13 protein-coding genes and 2 pseudogenes are annotated in these 22,393 nt (G+C 63.5%); 1 reads left to right on the forward strand and 14 read right to left on the reverse strand.

Annotated features, from left to right (window positions below):
- Window positions 1-4: 4 nt before the first annotated feature.
- The 10 genes and pseudogenes from RSPPHO_RS18195 to RSPPHO_RS15835 form a co-directional block, all read right to left on the reverse strand.
- Window positions 5-3,610, reverse strand: coding sequence for an HlyD family type I secretion periplasmic adaptor subunit (locus RSPPHO_RS18195; RefSeq protein ID WP_014416208.1), 3,606 nt, complete (start codon window positions 3,608-3,610; stop codon window positions 5-7).
- Complete coding sequence (locus RSPPHO_RS15795; protein WP_014416209.1) at window positions 3,607-5,319, reverse strand: peptidase domain-containing ABC transporter; 1,713 nt, start codon at window positions 5,317-5,319, stop codon at window positions 3,607-3,609. The genes RSPPHO_RS18195 and RSPPHO_RS15795 overlap by 4 nt, the downstream gene beginning before the upstream one ends.
- A gap of 312 nt (window positions 5,320-5,631) precedes the next feature.
- A complete protein-coding gene (locus tag RSPPHO_RS15800) occupies window positions 5,632-6,693 on the reverse strand; it encodes a DMT family transporter (RefSeq protein ID WP_041795943.1) in 1,062 nt (353 codons plus the stop codon).
- A 106-nt stretch (window positions 6,694-6,799) separates the two neighbouring features.
- Window positions 6,800-7,324 carry a single-stranded DNA-binding protein gene (gene ssb / locus RSPPHO_RS15805; RefSeq protein ID WP_041795945.1) on the reverse strand — a complete coding sequence of 175 codons (525 nt, stop codon included), beginning with the start codon at window positions 7,322-7,324 and terminating at the stop codon, window positions 6,800-6,802.
- Between the two features lie 174 nt (window positions 7,325-7,498).
- Window positions 7,499-8,605 (reverse strand): branched-chain amino acid ABC transporter substrate-binding protein, encoded by a 1,107-nt coding sequence (locus RSPPHO_RS15810; protein WP_041795947.1) that lies wholly within the window; start codon window positions 8,603-8,605, stop codon window positions 7,499-7,501.
- Window positions 8,606-8,705: 100 nt separating this feature from the next.
- Window positions 8,706-9,056, reverse strand: a complete 351-nt coding sequence (locus tag RSPPHO_RS20610; RefSeq protein ID WP_041795956.1) for a DUF6867 family protein — start codon at window positions 9,054-9,056, stop codon at window positions 8,706-8,708.
- Window positions 9,053-9,800, reverse strand: a pseudogene (locus RSPPHO_RS20615) (ABC transporter ATP-binding protein). The gene RSPPHO_RS20610 and the pseudogene RSPPHO_RS20615 overlap by 4 nt, the downstream one beginning before the upstream one ends.
- A complete protein-coding gene (locus RSPPHO_RS15825; protein ID WP_014416215.1) occupies window positions 9,793-10,698 on the reverse strand; it encodes an ABC transporter ATP-binding protein in 906 nt (301 codons plus the stop codon). Before RSPPHO_RS15825 ends, RSPPHO_RS20615 begins: the two are co-directional and overlap by 8 nt.
- On the reverse strand, window positions 10,695-12,035 hold the full coding sequence (gene livM, locus RSPPHO_RS15830) for a high-affinity branched-chain amino acid ABC transporter permease LivM (protein WP_014416216.1): 1,341 nt from the start codon (window positions 12,033-12,035) through the stop codon (window positions 10,695-10,697). The genes RSPPHO_RS15825 and livM overlap by 4 nt, the downstream gene beginning before the upstream one ends.
- Window positions 12,032-12,946 carry an ABC transporter permease subunit gene (locus RSPPHO_RS15835; RefSeq protein WP_014416217.1) on the reverse strand — a complete coding sequence of 305 codons (915 nt, stop codon included), beginning with the start codon at window positions 12,944-12,946 and terminating at the stop codon, window positions 12,032-12,034. Before RSPPHO_RS15835 ends, livM begins: the two co-directional genes overlap by 4 nt.
- A 445-nt stretch (window positions 12,947-13,391) precedes the next feature.
- Here RSPPHO_RS15835 and uvrA point away from each other — a divergent pair.
- A pseudogene (gene uvrA / locus RSPPHO_RS15840) lies at window positions 13,392-16,232 on the forward strand (excinuclease ABC subunit UvrA).
- A gap of 42 nt (window positions 16,233-16,274) precedes the next feature.
- On the opposite strand, the gene RSPPHO_RS15845 reads toward uvrA, so the two are convergent.
- The 4 genes from RSPPHO_RS15845 to RSPPHO_RS15865 all read right to left on the reverse strand — a co-directional run bounded on the left by RSPPHO_RS15845 (window position 16,275) and on the right by RSPPHO_RS15865 (window position 22,390).
- Window positions 16,275-17,963 carry a globin-coupled sensor protein gene (locus RSPPHO_RS15845; protein ID WP_014416220.1) on the reverse strand — a complete coding sequence of 563 codons (1,689 nt, stop codon included), beginning with the start codon at window positions 17,961-17,963 and terminating at the stop codon, window positions 16,275-16,277.
- Between the two features lie 156 nt (window positions 17,964-18,119).
- Window positions 18,120-19,460: a bacteriohemerythrin gene (locus RSPPHO_RS21600; protein WP_051013947.1), complete on the reverse strand. Its 1,341-nt coding sequence runs from the start codon at window positions 19,458-19,460 to the stop codon at window positions 18,120-18,122.
- Window positions 19,461-19,569: 109 nt separating this feature from the next.
- On the reverse strand, window positions 19,570-21,216 hold the full coding sequence (locus tag RSPPHO_RS15855; protein ID WP_014416222.1) for a phage major capsid protein: 1,647 nt from the start codon (window positions 21,214-21,216) through the stop codon (window positions 19,570-19,572).
- Entirely contained in the window at window positions 21,209-22,390 is a 1,182-nt protein-coding gene (locus RSPPHO_RS15865; RefSeq protein WP_014416223.1) for a phage portal protein, read from the reverse strand. The genes RSPPHO_RS15855 and RSPPHO_RS15865 overlap by 8 nt, the downstream gene beginning before the upstream one ends.
- Between the last annotated feature and the right edge of the window lie 3 nt (window positions 22,391-22,393).

Here is a 22,393-nt window from a genome sequence, read left to right on the forward strand (position 1 = left end):
GAGATTACCGTTCGGTGAAGGCCTGCGTGGCCGCGATGTAAATGGGCTTGAGCAGGTACTCTATCAGAGTTTTTTCCCCGGTGGTGATATCTGCTTGTACCACCATTCCCGGCAAAACGCGATTACCCGGACGACCAACCCAATCTTGGGTCATTCCTACCCGAGCTTTGTAAAAAGGTTGGCCGTTTTCATCGACGAAAGTTGTGGCCGAGACGCTTTCCAGGGCTCCCCTGATCGCGCCATAGCGGGCGAAGTCAAAGGCCGAGACCTTAATTTTCACTTCCTGACCCACTTTGAGAGCGCCTACATCCCGCGGTGAGACCCGACTCTCGACCAGGAGGCCGCCCGCCGTTGGCACGATTTCCATCACGACTTGTCCTGGGGTGATCACTTCGCCCGGCGCCTTGACACTAAGGCCCTTGACGATGCCCTCAACGGGGGCCCGCAACGCGAGGCGGTCCACCCGATCCTCGGCCCGCACCAAGATCTTGTCCACCTCGGCCAGTTCGGCTTGGACCTGTCCCAAACGATCGAGAACTTGCTCACGGCTGGTGGAGACGATTTCGTTCAGTTGTTCGCGCAGTTCCGTGAGGCCTCCCTCGAGGCTTTCCAGCCGTCCCACGACTCGCTCGCGCTCCGCCTGGGCCTCGGCCAGATCGCTCAACGCCTTGAGCAAGGTCACCTTGGTTCCGTGCCCGCTGTTGAACAACTGCTGATACATGTCCGCCTCGCTGCGCAGGGCATCAATGCGGCGCTGCCAAGCGTCGCGCTCCTGGATCAGTCCAGAAATTTCGGCCTGACGCTGGGTCAAGCGGGCTTCTAGGACGGCGCGTCGGTCATCAAGGGTCTTGAGCTGGGCCTTGAACAAGGCTTGTTGTCCCGCGTCCAGTCCCGCGTCGATGGTGCTCATCCCTGAGAAATCCGGGGCACTGTCGCCCTCGGCCACGGCGCGCAGACGTTCGGCTTGCCGCTGGAGAGCATCCCGGCGGGCGCGCATCTGGCCCGCGTCACCCAAGGCGGCCTCGGGCTGGAGGCGGACCAGCAGATCACCCGCCTCGACCTTGCTGCCATCCTCCACCAAGATTTCGGCGACAATGCCGCCTTCCAGATGCTGCACGCGCTGCACTTGCTGGCGCGGGACCACCTGACCTTGGGTCATCGCCGTCTCGGCAATGGGCTCGCGGGCGGCCCAGATCAACAAGGCACCAATCACGCCCACCAGAACCAGAATGACCGTGCGGCGGTGACGGTGGATGGGTTCTTCCTCCATGTCCGCGATGTGGGCGCCAGGGCGCGGCTTGCGGCTGCCCCGGCGCAACTCCGGGCTTGCCAAAGCCTGCGCGACGACTTTTTCAGGGCCGGACATAGAAAGACTCCCGGATGCAGAGGAAGACTCGGAAGCAGAGGCCTCGGTTGAAAGGGCAACGCTGGCCTCGGGCGGGCGCGGTTCTCCCTTCAGGTCGGGCACGGCGCCAAAGCGCACCACCTGCCCCTTGCTCAGTTCAAGGATCTTGTCGGCCAGCCGGACATGGCTTGGCCGGTGGGTCACCACGAACACCGTCGAATGCCCCTTGAGGCGCCGAATCACGGTCATCAATGCTTCGTCGCCGGCGGCGTCGAGGCCACCGGCCGGCTCGTCGAGCAGCACGATGGGAGCCCGGCGCAGCAGAACGCGGGCGAGCGCAATGCGGGTGCGGATACTGGGCGACGCCGTGGACTGGTCGCCCAGGCGGGTCTCTAGGCCCTGGGGCAAGGCGTCGGCTTCGTCAAGCAGGCCCACCACCCGGGCCGCCTCGGTCACCTGCTCGGGGGTGGCGGCGGCGTCAGCCAACTGGATGTTTTGCAACACCGTGCCGCGGAACACCGTGGCTTCGTCGGGGGCGTAGGCGATGGCCCGGCGATACTCCACCGGATCGAAGCGCCTGATATCCATGCCATCGACCTTGACCATGCCCGTTTGGCCCCGGACCATGCCGGCCACCGCCTTGATCAGCGTCGATTTGCCGGCGCCGTTGGCGCCGACCACGGCCACGACCTCGCCCGCCTCGACCTCCAGGCTGACCCCCAGCAAGGCCGGCTCGCTGTCTGGCCCATAGCGCATGCTAAAGCGGGTCACCCCCACCGCGCCGCGCACGCCGCGCACCGGGCGCACCGTCGCCCGGTCGGCCTGCTCAGGCACCAGTTCCATAAGGCGGTCAATCTGGCGCACCGACGAGCGCACCTGTTCCGAGCGAGCCAGGACCATGAACGAGGATTGGAACGGGGCCAGCGCTCGCCAGAGCAAAATCATGGAGGCGATCAGCCCGCCCACCGACAAGCCGCCCGCCATCACCAGCGAGGCCCCAAACCACAAGGTCGCCACCCCGGAACTCACCACCAGCGCTTGGGCAATCACTCCCAACAGGCCAATGTAGCTGTTGGTTGCGTGGGTGGCCCGGGCGGCGTTGATGGCGCGCACGCGGTAGCGCGCAAGCCACGTGGCAATGGAGCCGGTCGTACGCAGCAGCCGGTGATGGGTCAGAGCTTCGAGCGCCAGATCCTGACGGGCCGCCACCGACCGCGCGCTCTCGCCCACCCGACGGCGCAAACCGCTGCGTGCCACCAGACCCAAGACCACCAAAGCCAGCGCCGCGATCGTTGGGACCAGCCCCAAGGGACCGGCCAGCAGGTAGACAAGGCCGATGATCAGCACCGAAAACGGGACGTCGAGCACCGAACCGGCCATCGGGCCGACCAGGAACTCGCGCACCGTCTCGAAATCCTTGACCCGGGCCAACTGGGCCCCCACCGTCGAGCCCTCGGTCAAGGCCGGTGGCAGCCGCATCAGGCGCTCGAACACCGAGCGCCCCACCAAAACGTCGATGCGTGCCCCCACCCGGGCCAACAGGGCCGAGCGCAGGGAGCGCATCACCATCTCCCCGCCCACCGCCAGCGTGACGCCAATAATCAGCGAGACCAAGGTGATCGACGACCCGGCCCCCACCGCTCGGTCATACACCGCCATCACATACAAGGAGCCCGCCGTCGACAGCAGGGCAATCACGGTGCTCAGGAACAAGGCCAGCCACAAGTGGCCGGTGAAACGGCGCAAGATACCCAGCAGCCACGAGGTCTGGCCCGTCGGCACCAGGGCCTGTTCGGGATCGACAATGGACGTAAAAACAATCGCCTGACCGCGGGCGCGGGGCGGTCGGCCGCGCTGGAGACCCCGAGGGGTGAACAAACTCAACGCCTTGTCCCGCCGCTCGATTACCACGCACGCCGAGCGTCCCTTGGGCAGGAACAAGCAGGGAACTTCGATATCGGCCAGATTGTGCAGCTTGCTGCGGCGAATCTGACTGCGATACCCCAAATCGGCCATAACGCGGCGCAAGGCCGTTAGGTCCAACGGCCCGCCAAAGTAGGGCAGAGCCTCTGTCAGGTGGCGGGTGTCACCGGCCCACCCCAGCGTGCGCAGCAACACGGGCAGGCACAGGGCAAGGTCGTTGCGCGGCAGCACGCTCTCCGGCGGCAAGCCCAGGCGATAGGGTTCATCGTCGTCGGGCAGGACCAGGGGCTGGGAGTCGGGGGGCAGATCGCGGGGCATCTCGACAACGGCTTGGGGGATCATGAGATTGGTCCTCCGGCAGGGGGAAGGACCGGGCGACCGGGCAGGGGGCTTTCCTTCAAGGTGCCATCAACCACTTCAAAGTGACGATCGGCAATTTTCAAGGTCGAGGGACGGTGACTGACGATCACCAGGGTATGGGTTCCCTTGCGGCGGCGGATCGCATCCATCAGCAAGGTTTCCGCCGATCCATCAAGCAGCATGGCCGCATCATCGAACAAGATCAGACGGGGATCGTGGGTCAGCACGCGGGCAATGGCCACGCGCTGGACCACGCCGCGCGGCAGGATATCGGCGATGCGTCCGCCCAGGCGAGCCTCGAACCCCTGGGAAAGATAAGCGGCCACATCGTTCAGGCCAAGCTCTTCCGCCACCGCCATGGCCGCCGCCTCGCGGTCACGGTCGAACAGGGTCAGATTCTCGATCAAGGTGCCCTGGAGAAGCTGTCCCTGATCCGAGACGTACCCAATGTGGGCGTCGAGGCTCGACGGGTCCACGGTACCAAGGTCCGTGCCATCGAGCAACACCCGTCCCTTGTCCGGCGAGATCTGGCCCGTCATCAACCATAGCAGCAAGCTCTTCCCACTGCCGTTGCCGCCCCGCAGACTGATGCAGTCGCCGGGCTCCAGGGTCAAGTTAACGTTGTTGAGCACCGCATTGTCGGTGCCATGGGTCCCGTAGGTCAGGTTTTCCAGAACCAATCGGGCGGCGCCGCTAGCGGGCGGGAAGGGGGGGCGTTGGGTGGCGTCGGGGATCGCCAGCGTCGAGGCGACCCGGCGCTGCGCGACCTGCGTGGTCTGGTGGCGCTGCCACACCCCGAGAGCCCCTTGAATGATGGGAGTGATGCGGCCTGCCAGCATGGTGCAGGCCGCCAAGCTGCCCACGGTCATCCGGTTGTCCATCACCAAAAGCGCGCCCCCGGCCACCAGGATCACCGAGGTCGCCTGAGAAAACAGCGCCGCCGAGATCTGCACCGACGACGTGCGCAGCGCCGCCTTGCGCCGCTGGCCAATGGTGTTCTCCAGCAGGCGCTCAAAGCGGCGCAACATCTGGGCCTCGGCCGCCAGGGCCTTGACCGTGTGGATGCCGCCCAGGGTCTCGATCATAAAATTGTGGCGCCGTTCGTCTTGCTGTGAGGTTTCTTCGACAACACGCCGTAAAAAAATGCTCTGAATAACGGTGATGATGGCAAAAAGAAGCGCAAGACCCACTGGAATCAAAACCAGCTTCTGGCCCAGGAAATAGATCACACCCAGATAGATGCCCACAAAAGGCAGGTCCATCAACGCCAGAAAAGCCCGGCCTCCGACCTGATCGCGCATCTGGTCCACGGCGGTGAGCCGCTCCAGGTGTGTGCCCCCCCCAACCCGCTCGAATTCACTCATCGGCATGCGCAACAAACGCGTCAGGGATTCAACCTGCCCCCGAGACTCGAACCGAGCAGCGATGGTATTGGCGATATCCTCGCGCAGGTGGCGCAAAAACATCTCAACAACGATGGCCGCCCCCACGCCCAAGACCAGAAGGTCCAAGGTGGCGACATTGGCATTTGGCAAAATCCGGTCATAGACCTGGAGCATGGCCAAGGGCATCGCCAAGCCCACCACGTTGATCAGCAGTGAGGTCAGCAGAAGCTCGCCGATGCGCCGTTGACCTGCCACCAGTTGCGACGCGCGGGTGATGACAGAAGGGGAGCTTGCGGCAGGGGGCATACGGTCACACTCCCAGGGGGGACGATCCTCATCGAGGGATCGTTCTCATCCTGGAAAGATTGAGAGACAGATGTCAATTTTCAATAAAAAACGCGCCATCTGGCCGTCTTTCATACCAGTCAAACACGCAAAAGGTTAGGGGGGGAAGAGACAGGGGGCTTGTGGTGCTCTAGGCTACATCCCTTTGTTCGAAATGGTGTGTTCTTTACTCTCTGGAGGTGCCGGTTTGGTCAAAAAAAGCTGGGGAGCCGGGGTCCCCCCAGCCTCCTCGTCGCGGCTCGTGCGAAGGGGCGAGAGGCCGCGCTCCTCCCTTTAATGGGCATGGCGATGGTGTGCGTCCGGGACGTGCGCGTGGCGATGGGACAGGGCGGGGTGGGTGTGCGGGTGACAGTGGGGGAGTCCCTCATTCCCCGGCGGGTGCTCATGCCGATGGTGGCCATCAGGGTCGTTGGCGTGGTCGTGGGTGTGGACGTGGGTTAGGGCCGGGTGGTCGTGGGCGTGGGTGTGCTGCTCGGTCAAGTGCAGCCAAACGCCCCAGCCCATCAACCCCGCCGCCACCAGCAAGGGCCCGGAAAGAGGCTCTCCCAGGACAAGGACCGACATCAGGGCGCCAATAAACGGGGCCGTTGCAAAATAAGCGCCGGTTCGGGCCGTGCCCAACAAGCGCAGCGCCACGACGAACGCCACCAGGCTCAGTCCATAGCCCAAAAAGCCCAGCCCAGCCCCCGCCGCCACCAGACTCGGGGACGGGAGGGCGGCGTGTCCCACCCCCAGGGCCAGCACTACGTTGGTCAGGCCTGCCGCCCCCCCCTTGAGGCCCGCGAGGACCAGGGGATCGTTCAGGGAGACCTTGCGCGTCAGGTTGTTGTCGATGGCCCAGCCCAGGCAGGCCCCCAAAAGGGCAAGGACAGCCCATGGTGTCCCGTCCGGGCCGGACTCGGAGGCCCCAGGCCAGGACAAAATGACCGCGCCGGCCACAATGGCTCCCAAGCCCACCATGACCCGTCGCCCCGCGTTTTCGCGAAATAACCCCCAAGCGATCAAAGCCGTCAAAACGACTTCAGCATTAAGGAGCAACGACGCCGTACTGCCCGCCAAGCCCTGAAGACCCAGTAACAGCAGCACTGGGGCCACCACGCCCCCGGCCAGAATCGCCCCGCCCAGCCAGGGCAGGTCCGCCCGATCGGGAAGAGGCCCCCGACGCCGCCGCGCCAGGGACAGCAGACCGAGCCCCACTCCCGAGCCAAGATACAAAATCCCCGCCAGCAGCCAGGGATCCACCCCCGCTAACAGCGCTTTGGCAAAGGGTGTGCTGGCGCCGAACAACGCCGCGGAAACGAGCGCTAAAACGGGCCCGAGCGAGAGGGAAAACATGCCGGTCTCCTGCCACACCAAAAAATTTCCGAGGGGTCTGGGGAGGCCCTCGCCTCCCCAGCCTTTCTTCTCCCCCCCGGGCCTCTTTCCCTCCCGGCGGATTTACTCAGAACGGAATATCATCGTCCAAGTCCCCAGGCCCTCCGGCCGGCCCCGGGCTGCGATCCCATCCCTGACCGCCGCCCGAAGACGGCGGGGTTTTGTCGCGACCGCCGCCGCCGTAGCCGCCTCCGCCACCATAGCCGCCGCCATGGTCGCCGCCGCCCTCACCACCGCCGCCTGGGGCCCGATCCAGCAACACAATTTCGCTGCCAAAGCCCTGGACCACCACCTCGGTCGTGTACCGGTCCTGACCACTCTGGTCTTGCCATTTGCGGGTCTGCAAGGAGCCGCAGACGTACACCCGCGATCCCTTTTTAAGGTAGCGCTCGGCAATATCGGCGGGGGGACCGAAGATGGAAACGGCGTGCCACTCGGTTTTTTCCCGCTTCTCGCCGGTCGTGCGATCTTTCCAGGTCTCCGACGTGGCCAGACGCAGCTGTGTGACTTTGTTGCCATTCTGGAATGTACGGGATTCCGGGTCCTTGCCCAGATGACCGATCAGAATGACTTTGTTGACCGAACCGGCCATGCTCATCCTCATATCAATGTCGTAACGCAGGTACTGTGCCCCGCCTGCTGGTGCGGCGCAAGCGTGACCTGGGGCTGTGGGGAGGTTGCACCTTCCCAGGCGTCCCTTTGCCCTGACGAAAAAGAAAAAGGCCGGGGCGGGGACCCCGGCCTTTCGATCCGCTGACAGAGTTTCTTAGTTGTTCACGTAGTCGTACTTGCCACCCATCCACTGGTACACGACATAGCCCGGTGCCGACACGTCACCCTTGGCATCGAAGCCGATCTTGCCCAGAACGGTCTCGAACTGGCCGGCGTGCAGGGCCTTGGCCACGTCAGCCGCCTTGGTGCTGTTGGCGGTCGTGGCGGCCTGGGCCCAGGCCTGGATCGAGCCGTAGGTGTACAGGGTATAACCCTCAGGGTTGTAGCCTTCACCCTCGAAGGCCTTCACGACCGGGGCCGCCTCAGGGCTCTTGCGCGGATCGGGCGAGAAGGTGAACAAGGTGCCATCGCCCGCCGGGCCGGCGATCGAGCCGAACTCGGAGGCCACGGTGGCGTCGCCCGACATCAGAACAATGTTCAGGCCCTGGTCCTTGGCCTGACGCACGATCAGACCGGCCTCGGTGTAGTAGCCGCCGAGGTAAACGATCTGGACGCCCTCGTTCTTCATCTTGGTCACCAGGGCCGAGTAGTCCTTCTCGCCCACGGTGATGGCGTCGAACATCACTTCCTTGATGTTGGCGGCGTTCAGAGCGGCCTGGGTTTCCTTGGCCAGACCTTCGCCATAAGCCGACTTGTCATGCAAAATGGCGATCTTCTTGTCGGCGTAGTGGTCCTTGATGTAGTCGGCGGCGATCACGCCTTGCTGATCGTCACGACCACAGGTGCGGAACACCACGCCAAAGCCTTGTTCAGTCAGCTTGGGGTTGGTCGAGGCCGGGGAGATCTGCAAGATCCCTTCCTCGTTGTACACCGCCGAGGCGGGGATCGACGAGCCGGAGCAGAAGTGGCCGACCACGAACACCACCCCTTCGTTGGCGAACTGGTTGGCCACAGCCACCGCCTGCTTCGGGTCGCAGGCGTCATCGCCCACCTTCAGCACCAGCTTCTGGCCCATCAGGCCGCCCTTGGCGTTGATGTCCTTGACGGCCATGGCGGCGCCCTTGGACATCTGCTCGCCGAAGGAGGCGTTCTGGCCGGTCATGGGGCCGGCCACGGCAATGGTAATATCAGCCTGGGCCACCCCGGTGCCCAGAATCACGGTCGCGGCGGCAGCAAGAAGTCCGGTCTTGAATCCACGCATGTGAACCACTCTCCTCTTGTGTCGTTAACCAGTGTTGTGTCGATAACCTGTGTCTTCTTTATCCCCGGTCCCTGGAAGGGCAGGGAGCACTCCCGATCCCTCAGCCGCCGGAGGCCTTCTCACGCCAGCCAAACAGGCCAGTGCGTTCATAAAGCCAAGGATACTGCGAGACCATTTTATGAACCTGTGTCACGCGATAAGCGATCAAAATGATCACAGTAAGCAAAGTTGCGTCGATCACCAAGCCTGTCGGTGACAACAGGTCGCTCTTAAACAGGGCATAGGCAAAAAAACGATCCGCCACGCCCATCAGAACCCCGTAGGGCAGGGCATGCCATGCCGGGCGCCACGTCGTGGCCAGAGCCTGCCCCGTCATGAACGCACACCAGCCCACCAACCCCACGGTGAACAGGAGAAAAACCAGGGGCTGAGACCCCAGAAGGCTGGTCATGATCCGTGTCCCCCTTCCAGATACGCCGCGCGAATCTCGGGATTGGCCAAAAGCTCGGCCCCGCCTGCCGCTCAAGGTCACCTGCCCGTTGACCAGCACATACGCCCGGTGCGCCAGCCGCAGGGCGTGGAAGGCGTTCTGCTCGACCAGGAACACCGTCATGCCCTGGGCCTCGTTAATCTCGCGAATTGCCGTGAAAATCTGGCGCACCACCAAGGGGGCCAAGCCCAGGGACGGTTCGTCGAGCAACAGGACCCGGGGGCGGCTCATCAGGGCCCGGCCCATGGCCAGCATCTGCTGCTCGCCGCCCGACAAGGTGCCGCCGCGCTGCTCGCGCCGTTCCTCCAGGCGGGGGAACAGGGCAAACACCCGGCGCAGGTCATCCTCGAAGTGTTCGCGCGGCGCGGTGAGGGCCCCCATCTGGAGGTTTTCATACACCGTCATGCGGCCAAAAATGCGCCGACCTTCCGGCGAGTGGGCAACGCCCAGGCGCACGATCTTGTCGGTGGCCAAGGTGGTGATGTCCTGGCCGTCGAAGATCACCTTGCCGGCGCGGGCCCGTGGTTCGCCGCAAATGGTGTTGAGCAAGGTGGTCTTGCCCGCTCCATTGGAGCCGATCAGGGTCACGATTTCCCCGGCGGCCACGTCCAGACTCACGCCACGCAGCGCTTCGATCTTGCCGTAGTTGGTGTGCACGTCCTGAACACTCAGGATGGGCAGCGTGTCGGTGTGGGTGTCAGGCATGGTTGGCCCCCTTGCGCGAAGACGTGGCGCCCAGATCCTGGGCGACCTCGGCGGGAAGCTCCTCCTCTTCCGCTTCACCCAAATAGGCTTTGATCACCGCCGGATCCTCGCGCACCGTGCGCGGATCCCCTTCGGCGATCTTGCGACCATGGTCCAGCACCACAATGTGGTCGGAAATGCCCATGACCACGCTCATGTCATGCTCGATGAGCAACAGGCCGATGCCGTGTTCGTCGCGAATCGCCAGCAACAGCGTGTTGAGATCGAGGGATTCCTTGGGGTTGAGACCCGCCGCCGGCTCATCAAGACAAAGAAGGACCGGCTGGATACACATGGCCCGGGCAATTTCCAAGCGGCGTTGGTCGCCATAGGGCAGGTTTTGCGCCTCCCAGTCGGCCCGCTCGGTCAGGCCCACCCGATCCAGCCAATACCGCGCCCGGTCCCGGGCCGCGCGCTCCGCCTTGCGGTAAATGGGCAGTCCCAAAAGGCCAGCCAGCGAAAAGACCGAGGCGCGCATCAACACATTGTGCTGGGCCACAATCAGGTTTTCTAGAACCGACATGCGGCCAAACAGACGGATGTTCTGGAAGGTGCGGCCAATGTCCGCCTGCTGGGCGACCCGGAAGCCCTCCATGCGCTCCAGGTAAAACCGCTTGTTCTTGCGCGGGTGCTCCAGGGTCAGGCGGCCTACCGTTGGCTTGTAAAAGCCGGTCAGACAGTTGAACACCGTCGTCTTGCCCGCACCGTTGGGCCCGATGATCGAGGTGATCTCGCCCGCCCGGGCGGCAAAGGACAAATCGTCCACGGCGATCAGGCCGCCAAAACGCATGCTCAGGTGTTCGACGTTCAGGAGCACCGGACGGGGGGTGCCTGACGTCCGGGATTGGGGTGCCGTCATGCTCGGCCTCTTGCGTCTGCGGGGGCGGGAGTGGGCCGGGCGCCCATCAAAATCGTGGGGTCACGGTAGGACAACAGCCCTCCCGGACGCCACACCATGACAACCACCATGGCCACGCCGAAGAAGAGCATGCGGTATTGTTCAAACTCGCGGAAAATTTCCGGCAAAACCACCAGGAAGAACGCCGCGATCACCACGCCCACCTGCGAGCCCATGCCTCCCAAAACCACAATGGCCAAGATCACCGCGCTTTCCATGAACGTGAAGCTTTCCGGGCTCACGAAGCCTTGGCGCGTGGCGAAGAACGACCCGGCAAAGCCGCCAAACATGGCGCCCAAGGCAAAGGCCGAGAGCTTGACGTTGGTCGGGTTGATGCCGAGCGAGCGGCAGGCAATTTCGTCCTCGCGCAGGGCTTCCCAGGCGCGGCCCACCGGCAGGCGCCGAATGCGCTGGGTGAACAGGTTGGTCAAAACCGCCAGGGCCAAGATGAGGTAAAACAGGAAAATAACCCGGTGCAGGGGGGAGTACTCAATCCCTAGCAACTGATGGAAGGTCATGCCGCCATCGGGCGCGGTGCGGGCAAAGTCGAAGCCGAAAAAGGTCGGCCGCGGAACGCCGCTGATCCCCTTGGGCCCTTCCGTCACTTCGCCCCAGTTGAGCAAAATTACCCGGATGATCTCACCAAATCCCAAGGTCACGATTGCCAGGTAATCGCCGCGCAGACGCAGCACCGGAAAGCCCAGGACAATGCCAAAGAACGCGGCAAAAACACCGGCCAAGGGCAGGCAGACCCAGAACGACCAGTCAAACTGGGTTGAAAGCAGCGCATACGAATACGCGCCCACCGCATAAAAGGCCACATAGCCGAGGTCGAGAAGACCCGCAAGCCCCACCACGATGTTCAAGCCCCAGCCCAGCATGATGTAAATCATCCAGGTGGTGGCCACATCGACCGAATAGCGATTGCCAAACGGGCTCAAGGGAAAGGCGATCGCGGCCACCAGGGCAATCAGCGCGATCGAGGTCATGTTCTTGCGCAGGAAGTGGCCTGCCGGACGCATCAAGGTGGTCAGGCCCGAGGTCGCGTTGCGTCGCGAGGGATGCTCGCGCCACACCATCAGCACAAGGCGACCCACGGCGACCACCCCCACCGCCATTGCCCACACCTCCCAGCGCTGGGTGATGTGCAAGGCGCCACTTTGGTTGTCGGCCACCAAGCCTACGAAGGGGATGAACAAGAAGGCGGCGAGAAGGGCGGTCAGGCCCACTTCCTTGAGAAGAGCGCCCGGCGTCAGGGCCGACGGTCCGCCGGAGGAGGTGACTTGGGGAGGCATCATACCTTCTCCACTTCCGGTTTGCCGAGGAAGCCCGTCGGCTTGAAAATCAACACGAGCACAAGAATGCCGAATGTCGCCACATCCTTGTATTCAATCGTAAAGTAGGCGCTCCAGAAGGCCTCGATCAAGCCGATCAACAAGCCGCCCATCATCGCGCCGGGCAGCGAGCCAATGCCGCCCAGAACCGCCGCCGTGAAGGCCTTCATGCCCGCGAGGAAGCCGACGTAGAAATCGATCACCCCGTAGTACAAGGTGGTGATCATCCCCGCGACCGCCGCCAAGATCGCCCCCATGACGAAGGTCAGGGAAATCGTCCGATCCACGTTCACCCCCACTAGGGCGGCCATCTTGCGGTCTTGCTCACAGGCGCGTTGCTGACGGCCCAGCGAGGTGTTGGTGATGAGGTAGGTGAAGCCCATCATCAGGCCCACGGTCAACACCCAGATCACGACTTGCAAGAAGGTGATCTTGACCGCAAAACCATTTTGGGAAAACACCTCGAACCCGCCTTGAATCACCGGCTGAATCGGCTTCACCCGCGCGCCTTGCGTGATCTGGACGTAGTTTTGCAAGGCAATCGACATGCCGATGGCTGAAATCAACGGCGCCAGTCGGAACGACCCACGCAGGGGGCGGTACGCGATGCGCTCCACCGTCCAGCCATAGGCCGCCGTGAATACCATGGAAATCACCAGCATGGCCATCAGGCCAAGGGGAACGGACGCCATGTCCATCCCCCCGAGAACCAGATACGTGATGATCGTCAAAAATGCGCCGATCATGTATATTTCGCCGTGGGCGAAGTTAATCATACCAATAATGCCGTAAACCATCGTATAACCGATGGCAATCAGGCCATAGATCGCTCCGAGCGTCAGCCCGTTGATCAGCTGTTGTAGAAAATAGGCCACCCCGCCCCCTTATTTGTTTTGGTCGTGTGCCTTGACGGATCCCTCAGGACCTCGCCGTTGTTCGATCTCGCCGCGCCCTCGGCCTCTTCGCCGGGTCATCCTGAGGCGAACAACACGAGGCGCCGATCAAGCGTGTTACAACAGGATCACCGTTGCGCGCAATTCCTTGTATGCACAGGGTTTCAGCATCAGTTCCATCGCCGGGCGCGATTTTTCGGCCAGAAATTGGCCTTAGGAAGCGTGTTCCTGGGAGGGGGAAACCGCAAAAATGCGCGCGCCAGGAAATAAAGTTTCGTAAGTCGGCGTTATCACGGCACCATCTTGCCCTCAGGCCCGCCCTCCCGCCCCTGGGGGAAAATCGCGAACATCGGAATTCCCATCGGCGCGAAAACACTTTATCACCATGGCAGGGCCCCGCCGGGCCGCATCCGTCTGTGAGGGCCCCATGAGTTCTCAGGAAATCCACGTGCGCGGCGCACGGGAGCACAACCTCAAAAACATTAGCGTCACCCTGCCTCGCGACAAGCTGGTCGTCATGACCGGCCTCTCGGGATCGGGAAAGTCCAGCTTGGCTTTCGATACCATTTATGCCGAGGGTCAGCGGCGCTACGTCGAGTCACTGTCGGCCTACGCTCGGCAGTTTCTTGAACTCATGCAAAAGCCCGATGTCGATGCCATCGACGGTCTTTCTCCCGCCATCTCCATTGAACAAAAAACAACCAGCCGGAACCCTCGCTCCACCGTGGGAACCGTGACCGAGATCCACGATTACATGCGTCTTCTTTGGGCCCGCGTGGGGGTTCCCCATTCCCCGGCCACAGGACTGCCCATCGAAAGCCAGACCGTCAGTCAGATGGTCGATCGACTCATGACTCTTCCAGAAGAGACCCGTCTTTATCTTTTGACCCCCGTTGCCCGCGGCCGCAAAGGTGAGTTTCGGAAAGAATTGGCTGAGTTGGGGCGGCGCGGCTTCAGCCGGGTCAAGGTGGATGGCACGGTGTACGAGTTGGGCGATGTCCCCCCCCTCAACAAGAAACTTAAGCACGATATCGAGGTGGTTGTTGATCGCCTTGTGATTCGTTCTGGGGTGGAAGGGCGTCTCGCCGACTCGCTGGAAACCGCCTTGAACGTTGGCGACTCCGACGGACTCGTCCTGGCCGAGAATGCGACCACGGGCGAGCGGCACACCTTCTCCACCCGCTTCGCCTGCCCGGTCAGCGGCTTTACCATCGACGAGATCGAGCCGCGTCTGTTCTCCTTTAACAGCCCGTTTGGCGCCTGCCCCACCTGCGACGGCCTCGGCGTGACCCTCTACTTCGATCCCGCCTTGGTGGTTCCCGACCCCAGCCTCTCCCTCCAGGGCGGCGCCATCGCGCCTTGGTCCAACCACAGCCCCCCCTCGCCCTATTACGCCCAGGCCCTGGCCAGCGTGGTGGCCCACTATGGCTGCGCCATGGAGACCCCGTGGCGCGACTTGCCCGAGGCGGTGCGCCATGTCGTGCTCCATGGCTCGGGCAGCGAAATCGTGCCCCTGGCCTTCGAGGACGGGACTCGGGCCTACCGCACCACCAAGCCGTTCGAGGGGGTGATTCCCAACATTCAGCGGCGCTGGCGCGATACCGAGAGTGTCGGCGTGCGCGAGGAGCTGTCCCGTTACCAGTCCGGCGCGCCCTGCGAGGCCTGCGGCGGCTATCGCCTGAAACCGGCCGCCCTCGCGGTTAAAATCCAGGGCCGCCACATTGGCGAAATCTCCGAACTGTCCATCGCCGAAGCCCGCGCCTGGTTCGCCGGCCTCGACGAGCGCCTGGGCGACAAGCAGCGCGAGATCGCCCGACGCATCTTGCGCGAGATCAACGACCGCCTGGGCTTCTTGGGCGATGTGGGCCTCGACTACCTGACCCTGGCCCGCGGCTCGGGCACCCTCTCGGGCGGGGAAAGCCAGCGCATCCGTCTGGCGAGCCAGATCGGCTCCGGCCTGACCGGCGTGCTCTATGTCCTCGACGAACCCTCCATCGGTCTGCACCAGCGCGACAACGACCGTCTCCTCGACACGCTGCGGCGGCTGCGCGACCTCGGCAACACCGTCATCGTCGTCGAGCACGACGAGGACGCCATCCGCGCCGCCGATTATCTGGTCGATATGGGGGCCCGGGGCCGGCGTCCATGGCGGCAACGTCGTCGCTGCGGGGACCCCGGCTGAGGTCATGGCCCAGCCGCACAGCCTAACCGGGCAATACCTGACCGGAGCGCGGCGCATCGCCGTGCCTACCACCCGCCGCCCGGGCAACGGGCAGTGGCTGACGGTGCGCGGTGCCCGCGCCAACAACCTCAAGGGCCTGGATGCCTCGATCCCGCTGGGCACCTTCACCTGCGTGACCGGGGTCTCCGCGGGGGGAAGTCCACCTTGGTCATCGAAACGCTCTACAAGGCCCTGGCCCGCGCTCTCAACGGCGCCCGCGACCTGCCCGGTGCCCACGACGCCCTGGAGGGGCTGGAGCACCTCGATAAGATCATCGACATCGACCAGTCCCCCATCGGTCGCACCCCGCGCTCCAATCCCGCGACCTATACCGGGGCCTTTACCCCCATCCGCGACTGGTTCGCCGGTCTGCCCGAGGCCAAGGCCCGGGGCTACAAGCCGGGCCGCTTCTCCTTCAACGTCAAGGGAGGGCGCTGCGAGGCGTGCCAGGGCGACGGATTGATCAAAATCGAGATGCACTTTCTCCCCGACGTCTACGTGACCTGCGATGTCTGCAAGGGCAAGCGCTACAATCGCGAAACCCTGGAAGTTACCTTCAAGGGCAAATCCATTGCCGATGTGCTGGACATGACCGTGGAGGAGGCGGCCGAGTTCTTTCAGGTCGTGCCCTCGGTGCGCGATAAAATGGAACTTCTCGCGCAAGTCGGGCTATCCTACATCCACCTGGGCCAGCAAGCCACCACCTTGTCGGGGGGCGAGGCCCAGCGCGTCAAATTGTCCAAAGAACTCTCGCGCCGCGCTACCGGACGCACGCTCTACATTCTCGACGAACCCACCACCGGCTTGCACTTCGAGGATGTCCGTAAGCTGCTGGAAGTACTGCAAGCCCTGGTTGATCAGGGCAACACCGTCTTGGTCATCGAGCATAACCTCGAGGTCATCAAGACCGCCGATTATCTTCTCGACCTGGGCCCCGAAGGCGGTGGTGGCGGCGGCTCCCTGGTCGCCCAGGGAACTCCCGAGGCGGTCGCCGCCTGCCCGGCCAGCCATACCGGGCGCTACCTGAAACCCCTGCTGATCCCATAAAGATCGAGGGGTCTGGGGAGGCCGCGCTTCCCCAGCCTTCCCTTATCTTTCCAAAAGCCGCTGCTCATAACTCCCAGCCAAGTCCTCCAACGCCGCGATGATCACCTTGCTTTCGTCGTGCAACTGACGCAAGCACCCATAGGCCTCCCCCTGCCGCCCCTGACGACACGCTTCCAAGGCGTCATGGGCCAGGGCATGGACCCGCTTGTGGGGGGGGATGATGGCCTGCCAGCGCGGATGCCCCGTCAGGCGGGGATCAGTCTGGCTGTCGAACCAGCGACCGAAGCGGCAGCCGTGATGATCGGGCAAGGAGGGGGGCAGGGGCTTGGCTCCCACCACCATGTCGATCACATTCTTGCGAAACAGAATATGGTCAACCTTCGCCGTCTCCAGCATATACAGGGGCGAGTCGTCGCGCATCCAGTGGTTGACCCGCTCCAAGGCCACATCGTTGGCTTGGCCAATGGAGCCGGTGATAGCGCTCATCAGGGTTCCCGAATGATGCGAGCGTTCGGCAATCTGGTTGATGCCGGCGCTGATCTCCCGGGTTGCTTCGGTTTGCTGGGCCAGGATGCCGCTGATGTCGTCGGTGCGGCGGGTGACGTCGGCCACCCGATCCGAGGCCACCCGCATCTCGTCACCCGTGCGGGCGATGGCCTCGCTGCCCTGGGCCACCGCGTCACGGCTTTCTTCCATGACCGCGACGATGGTTGCCATGTCGGCCCGCAGGGCCTCGATCCGGGTGCGGATGTCGTCGGTGGCTCGCCCGGTCTGGGTCGCCAAGTTTTTCACCTCGCTGGCCACCACGGCAAAGCCCTTGCCCTGCTCGCCGGCCCGGGCTGCCTCAATGGTGGCATTCAGGGCGAGCAGGTTGGTTTGCTTGGCAATGGCATTGATCGAGACCAGGATCTCGCCGATCTTCTCGCTGGCGTTGCGCAGATCCGCGACCTTGCCCGCCGTGGCGAGGACCGTTTCGTTGATCCTCTCCATCCGCGTCACCGCCTCCTCGGCGCTAGCTCGGCCCCGGCTGACCGCCTCTTCCAAGCTGCGGGCGTCAGAGGCGGTGTTCTCGCTGCTGGAAGCGATCTCGTGCACCGATGCCGCCAGTTCCTCGGCGGCCGACGCTACGGTCTGGCTGGCTTGGCGGATGTCGCGTGATTCTCGATTGAGATCCGCCAACTGGATCATCGCATCGTTCACCACCTCGGCCATTTTGGCGATGTGGCGCAAGTTGTCGATCGTCTCGTCAGGCGCCGCCTCTTCTCCCGCCCGCAGGGTCCCCTCCTTCTGGTGCAGGACAACCGCAAGAATCATGTCGAGAAGAACGACTTTCTGGACGGCGGCGAGCAAAGGCCGGCGCCGTGCCCCTCCCGACAGGACAAACGTGGTGAAACGCTCCAGGGTCCGGGCTGAAAGACTCAACGTTTCCACAAGGTCAGACGCGCTGCGCGCCCAGGCTCGCGTCACCGTGCCTTGGTCGAGGGGGGAGCCCAGCAGGGCCAGCCAGTGGGCACTTTCCCTTTGCGTCAGGCTGGCCACGTCGGGGGCGCGGGCGGGAAAGCCGGGCAGGGGAGGGGGCCTGTCCCGCTCGCGACACACGCTGTCCACGATCTCCGGCAACACCGGGCATACGGCCCGAAGAAATTCCGGGAGGACCGCAAGATCGTTTCGGCTGAGGCCCACCAAATTCTGCAAGGCCTCAAGATCAAGGGCCAAAACATCCTGATCCATGGTTTCCCACTCCCGTTCGGGTTATTGTGCCGGATGCCGTGGCTCGTCCGGGGTTCTGCTTAAGAAAAAGTCTGGGGAGGCTCGGCCTCCCCAGACCCCTCATTCCTTATAGGGTATTTGAGTGGGGGCATTCTTTCCCCCGGCCGGGGTGAGAGATCAGGCTGCACGCCTTTGATGCCGGACGTACAAAGCCAGGGTCTTGTCCGCTCCCCGGATATGGTCAAGCCACCACTTGCCGAGGAAGGCGAGCAGATCGACCCCGGCTTCAGGACGACCGGCCCGGAAGTCGGCGTACAGCGCCTGCAACCGGGTGATGAAGCGCTCGTGCGCGGTGCAGTGAGCCCGCATCTCCGGGTAGTCGGCGCGCGCCATGATCTCTTCCTCGTTGACGAAATGGCGCCGTGTGTAGGCTTCCAGATCCTGGAAGGCCTCGTCCAAGCGCTGGAGTTCCTCGCCTCTCTTCATCCGCTGATACAAGGTGTTGGTCAAGCCCATGATGTGTTTGTGATCTTCATCAACCTTGGGGATGCCAAAGGCGAGGGCGTCTTCCCAATTCAGCAAGGTCGCCGGTTCGGCCTCGGGGGTCTCTGCGGGGCCGCCTCGGACTTGGCGCAGGAAATCCGTTACCTTCATCCGCAAGGTGGCGGTCTGGTCCGAGAGGCGATTGGAGGCGTCTTGAATGTCACGGGCCCCTTCGTCGGTATCCTCGGCGGCCCGGCGGACCTCTTCAATGGCGGCCGTGACAGCCTTGGTATCTTGGGCGGTCTGTTCGACACTGCGGGCGATTTCCCGGGTCGCTGCGCCTTGTTCCTCCACTGCGGCGGCAATCGAGGCCGAGATGTCGTCCACTTCGCGGATTACCGAGCCGACCGAGCCCATGGACTCGACCGAATCGCGGGTTGCCGTTTGGACATCTTGAATCTGGCGGCGGATTTCGTCGGTGGCGCGGGCCGTTTGCATGGCCAGTTGCTTGACTTCCCCGGCCACCACGGCAAAGCCTTTGCCAGCATCCCCGGCTCGGGCCGCTTCAATGGTGGCGTTGAGGGCGAGCAGGTTGGTTTGGGCCGCGATATCGGTGATCAGGTCCACCACCGCGTCGATCCGTCNCNCNCNCGCGCGCGCGTCGTCGTCGTCGTCGTCGTCGTCGTCGTCGAGGAAGTGTTGGGCTGGCAGGGGCGGGATGTTTTTCTCTGGGCATCCGCGCGTCCCAAACTCATGAAAGTGCCCGTACCAGACCAATTTGTTGTCGCGTTGCCCGACAATGCCGACCTTCGCGGTCAGGCCGTCGCGGCTGGTCTTTGCCTTCATGGATCGGACCAGTTCCCCGCTGTCGATCAGGCCAGCCTCAACCACGTTCGCCGTCGCCTGTTGGGCCATTTCCTCGGCGCCCTCGGCAAAGGTCGTCTTGAGCGCCTTGGTCAGCTCGTCGGGCAACTCGCGCAAAATCTTGCGGACCTTAGGCAGGGAAGCGTAAGCGCGGCGGGATTTAATGCTCATGACGTTCTCCTTCGAGGAAGCGGGCCGGCAGTGGGGGAATGCCCAAGACCACCACCACCGGCCCACCGATCCCGCCCCAGGCCGCAGCACCCGGAGCGGAAACGGATCATCACGCGGTCATCGAAATGCCCTTGATGGCGGCAGCCTGGACCAGATCGCCCCCCAGTCGGGCGCGGGAGAAAAACCTCACCAGCCCCGACACGGCCTGCGTGTAGTCATCCCGCAAGATCGAAAACTCGACCCGTTGCGCGATACGGTAAGCAACCTTGAAGTCACCAAACGCAATGGGCACTTCACCCGAAGCAATGTCCGGCATGTCCGGCAGTTCAACAACGGGCCTGCCAAGGATGGTCCCAGGGTTTCCTTCGCTCAAGGCATCACGCCAGAGATAATCACCGGACGAGTTCTTGAAAGAACGCACCTTGCCCAAGGTGGTGGTCCCATTCATGACCCAAGTGCCCTTGTTGCGATACTGTGCGGGCAGGGAGTGCATGACTTCGATCAGCTTATCCGCCGACAGGGCCGACGTGCTGCCAGCCGCCACCGTCTCGAAATCAGGATGCGACAAGAAGCCGCGCGGCTTGCCGGTGCCATCACCAGAAACGAAAGCCTGCCCTTCAAGTCTCGCGTACTCTTGAGAGAGAATAGCAGCAAGCTCGGACTGAAGATTGATTGCCGAGTCCTCAAGAAGACGGCGGGAGATATCCGTGTAGATACTCGCCTCGTGAACGTCGATCTTGACCTGTCCAACCGTAGGCTCGGAAGAAGTGCGCGTGCCCAGTTCCGCAACCCAAGCCGACGTGGGGTTGGCCGTGACCTTCGGAAGGATCAGCGCATCGGTCCCCGTGGGCGTCACGGTGCACAAGGTGCGCATGGGCGAGACTTCGATCAGCCGCTTCAGCAACTCGGCCCGGAACCCGTCGGGCACGAGGAAGCCGCCTTGGGAATCAGTGCTGGCCGACATCGCGCGCATCTCATGCGCCTCAACAGCGCTAGAACCGCGCCGGAGGTAGACCCCGAAGGCGCGGGTTTCCGGGTCCGGCCCGGCACCGGCACCACTGCCCAGCCCGACACGGGCGGAACGGGCCTCGATGCGATCGGCGCGTTGCTCGGTCTGCCCCACCTTCTCGGCCAGGGCGTCCACCTTCTGCCCGATGCTGGCAACAGCCTCTTCCACCTTGGCGACACGGGCGCCCAGGTCGGTTTCATTCCCGGCGCCGTCGTCGGCCCCGGTGTTCGGTTCGGCCCGGTGCTCGACGGGCGCGGCGTTCAACATGGTGATCGTTCCTTCTTCGGGGGTGCCCCGGACTTCCGTCGTCCGGGCGTCATTGTTCGATGGCACTGCAACAAGAGAGATTTCGACCAGTTCCGCCCGCGTGATCGTTCGACCACCACCGGCCCGTGGCTCGTCGGCCAGCCTGCGAAAGCCGATCGACAGGCCGTTAAGCGATCCGGCCCGCAGGTGCGCCAGCGCGTCGGCACCGTCGCGGGTGTCCGTGACCAGCCGGCCTTCGACCCGCAGACCGTGTTCGTCGGCTTCCAGGCGATCCCACGCACCAATCACCCGCGCGGGGTCATGCGCCCAAAGCATCGGCACGCGGTGCCCAGAGGCTCGGATATCGGCCAGGGAAGCGTCCAGGGAGCCAGGGGCGAAAGCGGTGCCGTGCCGGTCCAGGACGTTCCACACGACCCCGTACCCTGCGACAAGCCCGGCCTCATCACTGGGGGTAAACCGGCATTCCACCGCCTCAGGCATTGGCCCCTCCGATGCTCTCGGTGTTCAGCGGCACGCGCAGCACGTCGCCACCGGCAACCGGAGGTAGGTTCTCGCGTTGGCGTGCTTCTGAAGGGGTCATCAGCCCCCCGCCAATCGCCTTGACGTAAGCGTCCACCCGCCCCGCCAGATCGGCCATCTCAAGCGCTCCGGTAGTAAACTCCGCGTAATACCGTTCCTGTTCCTGGGGCTTGAGCAAGTCGCGGTAAATAGTTTCCGTCCACAGCCGCAGATATGGAAGCAAAGTCAGGCTCAAAAACTGTTGCCCAAGGCTTTCGGCATTGGCATGTGTGACGCGCGACATTTCAGACAGAAGCGAAAGTGGAACCCTGAAGATCCTCGATACTTCCGCCACCTGAAATGTGCGCATCTCTTGAAATTGAATGTCAACGCTGTTCCAAGTAAGCGGGTTGTATTTTGTCCCGTTCTCAAGAACAAGCGTCCCGCCAGAAGCGGAACCACCATGCCCTTGCGCCATACCAGCCTTGATCCGGCCAAGCGCTTCTGGCGACAACATGCCCGGTACTTCCAACACGCCGCCAGGGCGCGCGCCTTTTGCCATCAGCGTTGAGGCGTGCCGCTCAAGGGCCATGCCGAGGCCGATGGCGTGCCTGCCCTGGTGGACCAAGCTCAAGCCCTTGTTGGGGAGCGTGCCCAAGCCGCGAAGGTGAAGCACCTCGCCCGGCCCCAGGATCCGCTGTTCGCCCGAAGCCAGCGAAACCCGGTACTGGGGCGCCAAGTCTTCGAGGGTTTCCACCGACACGCTGCCCCTGGGCAATGGCGTGACCTCGATCACGGACCCATCGCGCCCCCGGATCACCAGGGCAAACGCCTCGCCATCCAGCAACAGCGCGGCGGTCAGGTCCGCTTTCATCTGAAACGCGGTAGTCCAGGGGTTCGGGAGTCGGGTCATCAAGCGTTCCAGCGGATGATCGTCCGCACGTCGCTTGTCGCCACCGTCGCTTTCGTACAGGTGGACGGGAAGCATAGCGACGGATTCAGAAATCAAGCGCACCGCTGCCAGCACCGGGGCGTATTCAAGCGCCGAGTCAGGCGAAACACTGATCCCCGCCGCCGTCTCATTCGCGGCCAGGATCAGGCGCTCTAACTCGCCCCAGCCCCGCGTTTCCTTTTTGCCTCGACCAAACCAGCGCATCAG

The sequence above is a fragment of the Pararhodospirillum photometricum DSM 122 genome, assembly GCF_000284415.1.
In the GTDB taxonomy this organism is placed as follows: domain Bacteria; phylum Pseudomonadota; class Alphaproteobacteria; order Rhodospirillales; family Rhodospirillaceae; genus Pararhodospirillum; species Pararhodospirillum photometricum.